The sequence below is a fragment of the Mesorhizobium sp. M2A.F.Ca.ET.039.01.1.1 genome (assembly GCF_003998035.1).
Taxonomy (GTDB): Bacteria; Pseudomonadota; Alphaproteobacteria; order Rhizobiales; family Rhizobiaceae; genus Mesorhizobium.
On record NZ_RZRY01000229.1, the window covers coordinates 1 to 8,830 of the forward strand.

General features: G+C 64.1%; 8 protein-coding genes and 1 pseudogene. 7 read left to right on the plus strand and 2 right to left on the minus strand.

What is annotated here, in order from left to right; all coding sequences use genetic code 11:
- A pseudogene (locus EOA24_RS18270) lies at positions 1-1,401 on the plus strand (GMC family oxidoreductase); the annotation flags it as partial.
- Positions 1,402-1,552: 151 nt separating this feature from the next.
- Positions 1,553-1,975 (plus strand): MarR family transcriptional regulator, encoded by a 423-nt coding sequence (locus EOA24_RS18275; protein WP_126080173.1) that lies wholly within the window; start codon positions 1,553-1,555, stop codon positions 1,973-1,975.
- A gap of 135 nt (positions 1,976-2,110) precedes the next feature.
- Here the strand turns inward: EOA24_RS18275 and phhA are convergent, their stop codons facing one another.
- Positions 2,111-2,944, minus strand: a complete 834-nt coding sequence (gene phhA, locus EOA24_RS18280) for a phenylalanine 4-monooxygenase (RefSeq protein ID WP_126080174.1) — start codon at positions 2,942-2,944, stop codon at positions 2,111-2,113.
- 139 nt (positions 2,945-3,083) lie between these two features.
- Here phhA and EOA24_RS18285 point away from each other — a divergent pair, with 139 nt between their 5' ends.
- The gene (locus EOA24_RS18285; RefSeq protein WP_126080175.1) at positions 3,084-3,560 is read left to right on the plus strand and encodes an Lrp/AsnC family transcriptional regulator; all 477 of its coding nucleotides are present in this window, start codon (positions 3,084-3,086) and stop codon (positions 3,558-3,560) included.
- A 111-nt stretch (positions 3,561-3,671) separates the two neighbouring features.
- Positions 3,672-5,222 carry a magnesium-protoporphyrin IX monomethyl ester anaerobic oxidative cyclase gene (bchE, locus tag EOA24_RS18290; protein ID WP_126080176.1) on the plus strand — a complete coding sequence of 517 codons (1,551 nt, stop codon included), beginning with the start codon at positions 3,672-3,674 and terminating at the stop codon, positions 5,220-5,222.
- Between the two features lie 43 nt (positions 5,223-5,265).
- On the opposite strand, the gene argB is transcribed toward bchE, so the two are convergent.
- Positions 5,266-6,159 carry an acetylglutamate kinase gene (argB, locus tag EOA24_RS18295; RefSeq protein WP_126063404.1) on the minus strand — a complete coding sequence of 298 codons (894 nt, stop codon included), beginning with the start codon at positions 6,157-6,159 and terminating at the stop codon, positions 5,266-5,268.
- Between the two features lie 556 nt (positions 6,160-6,715).
- On the opposite strand from argB, the gene EOA24_RS18300 reads away from it, so the two are divergent.
- The 3 genes from EOA24_RS18300 (at position 6,716) to EOA24_RS18310 (ending at position 8,744) form a co-directional block, all read left to right on the plus strand.
- On the plus strand, positions 6,716-7,255 hold the full coding sequence (locus tag EOA24_RS18300; protein WP_126080177.1) for a sigma-70 family RNA polymerase sigma factor: 540 nt from the start codon (positions 6,716-6,718) through the stop codon (positions 7,253-7,255).
- Positions 7,252-7,974 carry an anti-sigma factor gene (locus EOA24_RS18305; RefSeq protein WP_126080178.1) on the plus strand — a complete coding sequence of 241 codons (723 nt, stop codon included), beginning with the start codon at positions 7,252-7,254 and terminating at the stop codon, positions 7,972-7,974. The genes EOA24_RS18300 and EOA24_RS18305 overlap by 4 nt, the downstream gene beginning before the upstream one ends.
- Before the next feature lie 215 nt (positions 7,975-8,189).
- Positions 8,190-8,744 carry a fasciclin domain-containing protein gene (locus EOA24_RS18310; RefSeq protein ID WP_126080179.1) on the plus strand — a complete coding sequence of 185 codons (555 nt, stop codon included), beginning with the start codon at positions 8,190-8,192 and terminating at the stop codon, positions 8,742-8,744.
- Positions 8,745-8,830 lie beyond the last annotated feature (86 nt).

The following is an 8,830-nucleotide window of genomic DNA, read 5'->3' on the forward strand; positions in this document are numbered from 1 at the left end:
CTTCAAACCCAGGGCCTGCATCCTCGGCTCCGGGCCGGCCGGCACCACGATCGCCAGGAAGCTGGGCGCCGCCGGCATCCCGGTCGTCGTCCTGGAGGCGGGCTCGCGCGAGTTCAGCGACGAGTCGCAGGATTTCTACCGCGGTAAGACGGTTGGCGATTTCTACTTCGACCTCGACATCACTAGGCTGCGCTTCATGGGCGGCTCGTCCAATCACTGGGCCGGCTGGTGCCGCGTGCTCGACAGCCAAGACTTCGAGCCCAAGGCCTGGGCGCCGGACACCGGCTGGCCGATCAGCCGCGCCGATGTTGAGCCCTATCTGAAGGAAGTCCACGACATCCTCGAGCTTCCCGACTTCCGGCCCGACGTGCCGGTTTCGGACGACATACGCTGGGTGCAATTGATCAAGAGTCCTGCGGTTCGCTTCGGCGAGAAATTCGCCGACGAGCTCGACCGGAGCAAGAACATCGCCGTCGTGCTCAACACCTATGCGACCGAGCATATCGGCGACGGCAAGCGCGTCACCGGCGCGAAGCTGTGGTCGAACGGCCAGGACGCCGGCACTTTCAGCGCGGACTATTTCGTCACCTGCACCGGTGGGCTGGAAAACTCGCGGCTGCTGTTGTGGTCGAATGAGCGTTCGAATGGCGGCGTGGTGCCCAACGCGGCGGCGCTCGGCCGCTACTGGATGGAGCATCCGACCTTCGAGGGCGGCAACGCCATTCTCGCCAGCTATTCGGAGTTCGAGGTCGACGCCTCGAACGAAGCCTTCTTCTCGCCGACGCTTGCCGCGATGGAGCGGCTGCAGATCATGAATTTCGGCATCCGCCTGATCGAGAGCCCCTATCCCAATGTCAAGAAGTTGATCGCCGACCTCGCCTGCACCGCGCCGAACATGGCGGAGTGGATGTCTTCGCAACTGGACCAGAGGCTGCGTTGCGCCGCCCAGCTCTATGTCGCCTGGGAGCAGGCGCCACTCGCTTCGAACCAGATCGAGCTGTCGAAGACCGACGTCGATCACGCCGGCGTTCCGCGCATCGAACTGCACTGGAAGAAGTCGCCGCTCGAGCGCCGCACCCTGCTCGAGGGGCTGAAGCTCTTCGGCACGACGCTGGCGCAGAAGAATCTCGGCCGCGTCCGCATCGACGACTGGATCAGCAACGGCGGCGATTACCCGACCAACGAGGAGACCGCCGGCCACCATCATATGGGCGGCACCCGCATGGGCACCGATGTCTTGAAGAGTGTCGTCGACGTCAATTGCAAAGTGCACGGCATGGACAATCTCTATGTCGGCGCCTCATCGGTGTTCTGCACGTCGGGCCAGTGCAACCTACGACGACCATCACCGCGCTCGCCTGCCGCTTGGGCGAGCACCTCGGCAAGCTGATCGCCGTCTGATCTCCGAAACGCCGGCGGCGCCGGCGCCTGGTGTGGCAACCGGCGCCGCCTGGGCGCTTTTGGCGAAATTGCAACCGCGTTCAAAGGCCGTAGACGGCAATGCGCACCAGCACGGCCGCGGCGGCCAGCGCCACCAGCCGGCGTTGCCGTCATGCGCTGGCAGGACGCCACCCAGGCTTATGACGAGGCGGTGGGCGCGCGGCTGGGCCTGATCGCGGCCGAGCGGCATTGTCTGGGCCTGCTCTATGCTGGACCGCAATCGGCGGGCGCCGTGGCGGCGGCGACCGGACTGACGCCGGCCGCCGTCACTGCATTGATCGACCGGCTGGAGGCGCGCGGCTACGTCACCCGGGCCCGCAGCCTCGAGGACAGGCGCAAGGTGGTGATCGAGGCGACCGAGCTGACCAGGGAATTGTCGGAGCGCTATTACGGCACGATCGCGCGCGAGGGGGAGAAGGTGGTGGCGAGCTTCAGCAATGCGGAGCTCGCGACCGTCCTGCGCTTCATCAATGCCGCGCTGGACCTGCAGAGCGAGCAGTTGGCCAGGATCAAGGCCGAGCCCAATAAGGCTTAGACATCCGCAAGACAAAGCGGCTCAGCTGCCTCTCGGCAACTGAACCGCCCTGAATGTCGGTTGGGCGAAAACCGACCTCAGAACAATTCCAGGAAAAGCGCTGCCCAGTTTTCCGTCCGGAGTTGCGTAAAAAGCTCAGACCATCGACGGGTCGAGCGCCGGCCGGCCTTTGAACCGCGCCACGATGCCGGCAAGGTCTCCATTAGCGAAGGCATCGCGCAGCGCATCGAAGGACGGCAGCACGAAATAGGCGCGCTGAAACTTGTCGATCTCGTAGCCGGTGCGCATCACCGTCTCGAGGTCGAACCGCACATGGTGGGCGTCCTTGCTCTCGACCGCGAATTGCAGCTCGGTGAAGGACGACATCAAGCCGGCGCCGAACGCCTTCACGGGCTGGCCGGGTTCCTGGATGAGGCCGTATTCGGCGCTGTACCAGTAAAGCCTGGTGATCATCTCGTCGCCGCCGAGCGCGATCATGTCCTCCGCCTTCTCACCATACATCTGCATGAAATCGGCAAACACCGGCTGGGTCAGGATCGGCACATGGCCGAAGAAATCGTGGAACATGTCCGGTTCGACGATATAGTCGAGCTCCTTCTTCGTCCGCAGCCAGTTGGTGACCGGGAAGCGCCGGTTGGCGAGATGGTCGAAGAAGGGGCCGGCCGGAATGAGGCCGGGCACAGCGACGATCTCCCAACCGGTCAGCTTGCTGAGCTTTTCGCTCACCGCGTCGAAATCGGGAATCCTGTCGAGCAGCCCGAGCGCGGCGACGCCGTCCAGATAGGAACGGTGCGCGAGCTTCTGGGTAAGCTTCGTCTGGCGGTCGCACAGCGTGCGCCACACCGCCTGTTCCTCGGCGGAGTAGTCGTAGCCTTGCGCCACCGTGAAATCGCCGCGGCAGACCGAATAGTCGCCGCGAAGGCCCTGCGCCGCGCATTCGGCGGCGTAATCGGCAACGCTGATCGTCATCGTTTCCTCCTCTCAGATCGTGATCCGTGGATCGTGAAGCGGAGTTTAGAGGCGGCTGATGAGGCAAATCAGCCTTGTTTGTAGCTTGCCGGCGGATATTGAGGTAAAATCACTCCAATCAACGAGAGATCGACAAGACATGCCTCAGTTCGACGAATTTGAGATAAGGATGCTCGACATCCTGCAGCGCGACGGCCGCAAGCCCGTGTCGGAGCTGGCGCAGGAGATCGGACTGTCGACAACGCCTTGCGCGCGCCGCTTCGAGGCCTTGCAGGAAACCGGGATCATAAAGGGTTTTGCCGCCGTGCTCAGCCGCCGCGCCGTCGGCCTGACCGTCGAGGTGTTCATCCAGGTGCGGCTGGTCAGCCACAGCGACGGCTCACCTGAGAGCTTCATCGCGGCTGTGCAGCGTATGGACGAGGTGTCGTCCTGCTGGACGATGACCGGCGACCACGATTTCCTGCTGCATGTCATGGTGCCGTCGGTGGACGATTTGAACGCCTTCGTCATGCACCGGCTGATGCGGTTGCCCGGCGTGCGCGACGTCCACACGCAACTGGTGTTGCAGAACATCAAGGGCCCCGGCCATGTGCCGCTCAGCCATCTGCGGAAATAACCGTTCACCGGGGCGAATTTTTCCGGAAAAGCTGCGTGGAAACTGCTGAACCGCGCCAAGGTGGCTTCGTCATCGGCAATTAGCACAAGCGGACCAACATGGAGGTCCGCCTTGAACACCGTGCTGATCAACCCGCCGCATACCGCAATCGGCAGCCGCGTGCCCGACGACCATCTGCCGCCGCTCGGGCTGCTGGCGATCGGCGGCCCGCTGATCGATTCCGGCCACCAGGTTCGCCTCGTCGATGCCGAGTTTGGGCCGATGTCGCTTGCGGTGCTGGTCGATGATGCTCTGTGTGGCGATCCGGATCTCATCCTGATCGGCCATTCCGGCTCGACCTCGGCGCATCCGACCGCCTTGAAGATTGCCGAAATGATCAAGGCGCGCGCTCCGGGCGTCATCGTCATCTATGGCGGCGTGTTTCCGACCTATCACTGGCGCGACATCCTGACCGCGACCGATGTCTTCGACTTCATCGTGCGCGGCGAGGGCGAGGCGACCGCGACGGCGCTGGTCGAGGCAATCGAGATGCGCCAGCCGGTGGGAAGTGTCGCCGGCATCGCCTATCGCGACGATCTCGGCCGCCCGGTCGCGACGCAGGCGGCAATGACCATTGCCGACCTCGATGCCTGGCGCGTCGGCTGGGAGCTGATCGATCATCGCCGCTATTCCTATTGGGGCGGCAAGCGCGCGGTGGTCATGCAGTTCTCGCGCGGTTGCCCGCATCTGTGCAACTATTGCGGCCAGCGCGGCTTCTGGACCCGCTGGCGCCATCGCGACCCGGTCAAATTCGCCAGGGAGATCGCCTGGCTGCATCGCGAGCACGGCGTCGAGCTGGTGAATCTGGCGGATGAGAATCCGACCTCCTCGAAGAAGGCCTGGCGCGCCTTTTTGCACGCCATGATCGCCGAGAACGTGCCGGTGCTGATCGTCGGCTCGACCCGCGCCGACGACATCGTGCGCGACGCCGATATCCTCCACCTTTACCGCAAGGCCGGTGTCATCCGCTGGCTGCTCGGCATGGAAAACACCGACGAAGAAACGCTGTCGTTGATCCGCAAGGGTGGCAGCACCAAGTCGGACCGCGAAGCGATCCGGCTGCTTCGCCGGCACGGGATATTGTCGATGGCGACCTGGGTGGCCGGCTTCGAGGACGAGACCTTGCGCGATCTCTGGCGCGGCTTCCGCCAGCTCATCGCCTATGATCCCGACCAGATCCAGGCGCTCTATGTCACGCCGCACCGCTGGACGCCGTTCTTCCGCATCGCTGCCGATCGCAAGGTGATCCAGAAGGACGTGCGCCTCTGGGATTACAAGCACCAGGTGCTGGCGATGACCCGGCTGAGACCGTGGATGCTGTTCTTCGCCGTCAAGCTCATCGAGGTCGCCGTGCAGTCGCGGCCGAAGGCGATGGCGCGCATCCTCTTCCACCCCGATCCGGGGCAGCGGCATTCGATGCGCTGGTACACCAAGATGGGCCGCCGCGTCTGGTTCCGCGAGGTGTGGGGTTTTCTCGCCCGTGATCGCCGGGTCACGGACGGCCCGACGCTCGCCGAATTCTGGGGCGCGCCGCAGGACGCCGAGGAGGAATCAATGATCGTCCGGCGTCCGGTGAGAAAGCCGGCCGCAATTATCGAAGACCAGAGAAGATTAGCTGGCTAAAGGCAAGTTCACCGTTTGCAGAAACAACGAACTCGCGCGCTCTTTACGGAACGATCAGCGTGCCGGCGCCGTGCTCGGTGAAGAGCTCCAGCAGCACCGAATGCGGCGTCTTGCCGTTGAGGATGACGACGCCCTCGACGCCGCGTTCGATCGCCTCGATGCAGGTCTCGACCTTCGGGATCATGCCGCCGGACACTGTGCCGTCCTTGATCAGCGCCTTGGCTTCGGCGACCGTCAGCTCGTCGATCAGCTTCTTGTTCTTGTCGAGCACGCCCGGCACGTCGGTGAGAAACAAGAGGCGCGAGGCGCGGCAGGCGCCGGCAATGGCGCCTGCAAACGTGTCGGCGTTGATGTTGTAGGTGTGGCCGTCGCGGCCGGGCGCGACCGGCGCCAGCACCGGGATCATTTCCGAGCGCGCGAGAAGGTCGAGCAGCGTGCGGTCGACCTCGACCGGCTCGCCGACGAAGCCGAGATCCAGCACTCGCTCGATGTTGGAATCGGGGTCGATCATGGTCTTGCGCGCCTTTTCGGCGAACACCATGTTGCCGTCCTTGCCGCAAAGCCCGATCGCCCACTCGCCCTCGGCGTTGATCAGCGCCACGATCTCCTTGTTGATCGAGCCGGCCAGCACCATCTCGACGATCTCGACCGTCTTCTGGTCGGTGACGCGCAGCCCGCCCTCGAACTTGGATTCGATGCCCATCTTGGTCAGCATCGCCCCGATCTGCGGCCCGCCGCCATGCACGACGATCGGGTTGACGCCGGACTGTTTCAAGAGCGCGATGTCGCGGGCGAAGGCCTTGCCGAGCTCATGGTCGCCCATGGCATGGCCGCCATATTTCACCACCACTGTCTTGTTCTCGTAGCGCTGCATGTAAGGCAGCGCGCGCGAGAGCAGCGCGGCCTGCATTTCGGCGTTGGCGGCGACGTCCGTCATCGGTATCGATCCCAGCTGAGCATGTCTCCCGAAAGTGGGTTCCGGTTTCGGGATGAAGACATGCTTGAACATCAAGTCTTGATTGGCGGCCTCTTAGCGGGAATTGCCGCGAGCCGCAAACGGCTTTGCGGTCACAATGATGAAATCTGCCAATTCCCCGGCGCAGGGATTTTGACCGTTCGGCTATGTCTGCGTTGGCAGGCGGCATGCGGTTGAGATTGGCCGAAACGCCTAACCCAGTCGTCATCCACGGGCGGAGCAAGGAGCGTAGCGACGCGCGCAGACCCGAGGATCCATTCCGTGACATGCGGGCGCTGCTGCGGTGCAGAATTCTGTTCCGCTGCACTCTTCGATCAGGGTCACGGAATGGATTCCAGGGTCTCCGAGACGCCGCTGCGCGGCTGCTCCGCCCTGGAATGACGAGGTTGGAAGGTTTCAGCCGATCTCCAGCTAGCGACACCCCGATTCGTGAGATGCGTCGGGCCGGCCCGCGCCTGCTGGTGAACGACGCTTCCGCACCCGTTGCAATTAAATCGCAATCTTCTAATTTGCCGCCATGGCGCCGCAGGACATCAGCAAGCTGATCGTCCGGACTTCGATGAAGGACCGGGCCGCGTTCGATCTGCTCTACAAGCAGACCAGCGCGAAACTTTTCGGTGTCTGCCTGCGTGTCTTGAGGGACAGGGGAGATGCGGAAGAAGCGCTGCAGGAGGTCTTCGTCAAGATATGGACGAAGGCGGACCGCTTCGCGGTTTCCGATCTGAGCCCGATTTCCTGGCTGGTGGCCATCGCGCGCAACCATGCGATCGATCGCATCCGGGCGCGGCGCGGTCCTTCCGCCAACATCGACGCGGTCCTCGACGTCGCCGATCCGGCACCGGGACCCGAGGCGATGGCTGTGGCGGGCGGCGAGGCCGTACGCATCCACCATTGCCTCGACGAACTTGAAGAAGACCGGGCGGCGGCCGTCCGGGGCGCCTATTTGAACGGCGAAAGCTATGCCGAGCTGGCGGAGCGCTTCAAGGTTCCGCTGAACACGATGCGGACCTGGCTGCGGCGAAGCCTGCTCAAACTGAGGGAATGCCTGGAAAGATGACACTGGCGGAAGACAACGGACCGGAACGCGGAGGCGACGACCTGCTCGCCGCCGAATACGTTCTCGGCGTTCTGCCAGCCGACGAACGGCAGATCGCGTCCCGCCGCATCGACACCGAGACGGCGTTCGCCCGCCTGGTCGATGCCTGGGAGGTCCATTTCGCGCCGATGGCCGCCGCCTATGCCGCGGTCGAGCCGCCGGCGTCGGTCAAGGTGGCGATCGACCGGCGCCTCTTCGCGTCGACGGCTTCCACATCCGGCGCGCCCATTGGCAGCCTGTGGACAAGCCTTGCCTTCTGGCGCGGCCTCGCCGTCGCGGCCATTGCCGCCCTCGCTGTCTATGCCGCCCTGCCTTACGTCAATCCGCCGGTTCAGCCGCCCGGAACCAGGCTGGTCGCGTCGCTGGCCGCCGACAACAGCAACGTCAAATACCTCGCCGTCTATGACGCCGCCCGCCATGAGGTCGGCCTGTCGCTGGTCTCCGGCGATCACGCCGCCGGCAAGGACTTCGAGCTGTGGATGATCGAAGGCAAGAACGCGCCGGTCTCGATGGGCGTTATCCCCACCGGCCAGACCGCGCGCATGGCCGTTACCCCGGCTGTCCAGCAGAAGCTGGCGCAGGGCGCCGTGCTCGCCGTCAGCCTCGAGCCTTCGGGCGGTTCGCCGACCGGCCAGCCGACCGGCCCTGTCGTCGCCGCGGGTGACCTGAAGGGCATCTGATCCCCGCTTCGGCATAATCACGCCTATAAAGACCAATCGCAGTTTATCCTATTTCTGCCGAAGGCAGGGAAAGTCTGCCGACGTCATGAGCGGCGCGGATCAAATAAACCGCATGAAGAAAAAATCTTGCGACGGGCGTGAAACTAGATTTTCGGCGCACCCGTATCTCCTCACGTTCCCAAGAATGGGAAAAACAACCCGAGGAGACTGACACAATGCGTAAACTCGCCACCCTTTTGCTCGCCTCTACGCTCGGCCTTTCCGCGCTCGGCGCCGCTGCCTATGCCAATCCGATGGTCGGCGGCGCGCCGATGTACGCCAAGAAGAACATCATCGAGAACGCCGTCAATTCGAAGGACCACACCACGCTGGTCGCCGCCGTCAAGGCTGCCGGCCTGGTCGACACGCTGCAGGGCGCCGGTCCGTTCACCGTCTTCGCGCCGACCAACGAAGCCTTCGCGGCGCTGCCCGCCGGCACGGTCGACACGCTGCTCAAGCCCGAGAACAAGGACAAGTTGACCAAGGTGCTGACCTGCCATGTCGTCGCCGCCAAGGCCTTGGCCGCCGACGTGGCCAAGATGGCGAAGGCCGATGGCGGCGCCCACCAGGTCAAGACCGTCGGCGGCTGCGAGCTGACGCTGAAAGCCGAGAAGGGCAAGGTCACCGTCACCGACGAGAACGGCAATGTCGCCCACGTCACCATCGCCGATGTCCGCCAGTCGAACGGCGTCATCCACGTCATCGACAAGGTTCTCTTGCCGAAGATGTAACGAAGCGGGCCTGGCCGGCGAAGACATGGCTGAGCGCCGGCCGCGACATCCAAGATCCGCGCCGCCGGCAAGGGTGTGCTCCGCGC

Excerpts from the sequence above, each read along its gene's own strand:
- EOA24_RS18310 (WP_126080179.1), top strand. The coding sequence starts at position 8,190 with ATGCGTAAACTCGCCACCCTTTTGCTCGCCTCTACGCTCGGCCTTTCC.
- EOA24_RS18275 (WP_126080173.1), top strand. The coding sequence starts at position 1,553 with ATGCGCTGGCAGGACGCCACCCAGGCTTATGACGAGGCGGTGGGCGCG.
- argB (WP_126063404.1), bottom strand. The coding sequence starts at position 6,159 with ATGACGGACGTCGCCGCCAACGCCGAAATGCAGGCCGCGCTGCTCTCG.
- EOA24_RS18285 (WP_126080175.1), top strand. The coding sequence starts at position 3,084 with ATGCCTCAGTTCGACGAATTTGAGATAAGGATGCTCGACATCCTGCAG.
- EOA24_RS18305 (WP_126080178.1), top strand. The coding sequence starts at position 7,252 with ATGACACTGGCGGAAGACAACGGACCGGAACGCGGAGGCGACGACCTG.
- EOA24_RS18300 (WP_126080177.1), top strand. The coding sequence starts at position 6,716 with ATGGCGCCGCAGGACATCAGCAAGCTGATCGTCCGGACTTCGATGAAG.
- phhA (WP_126080174.1), bottom strand. The coding sequence starts at position 2,944 with ATGACGATCAGCGTTGCCGATTACGCCGCCGAATGCGCGGCGCAGGGC.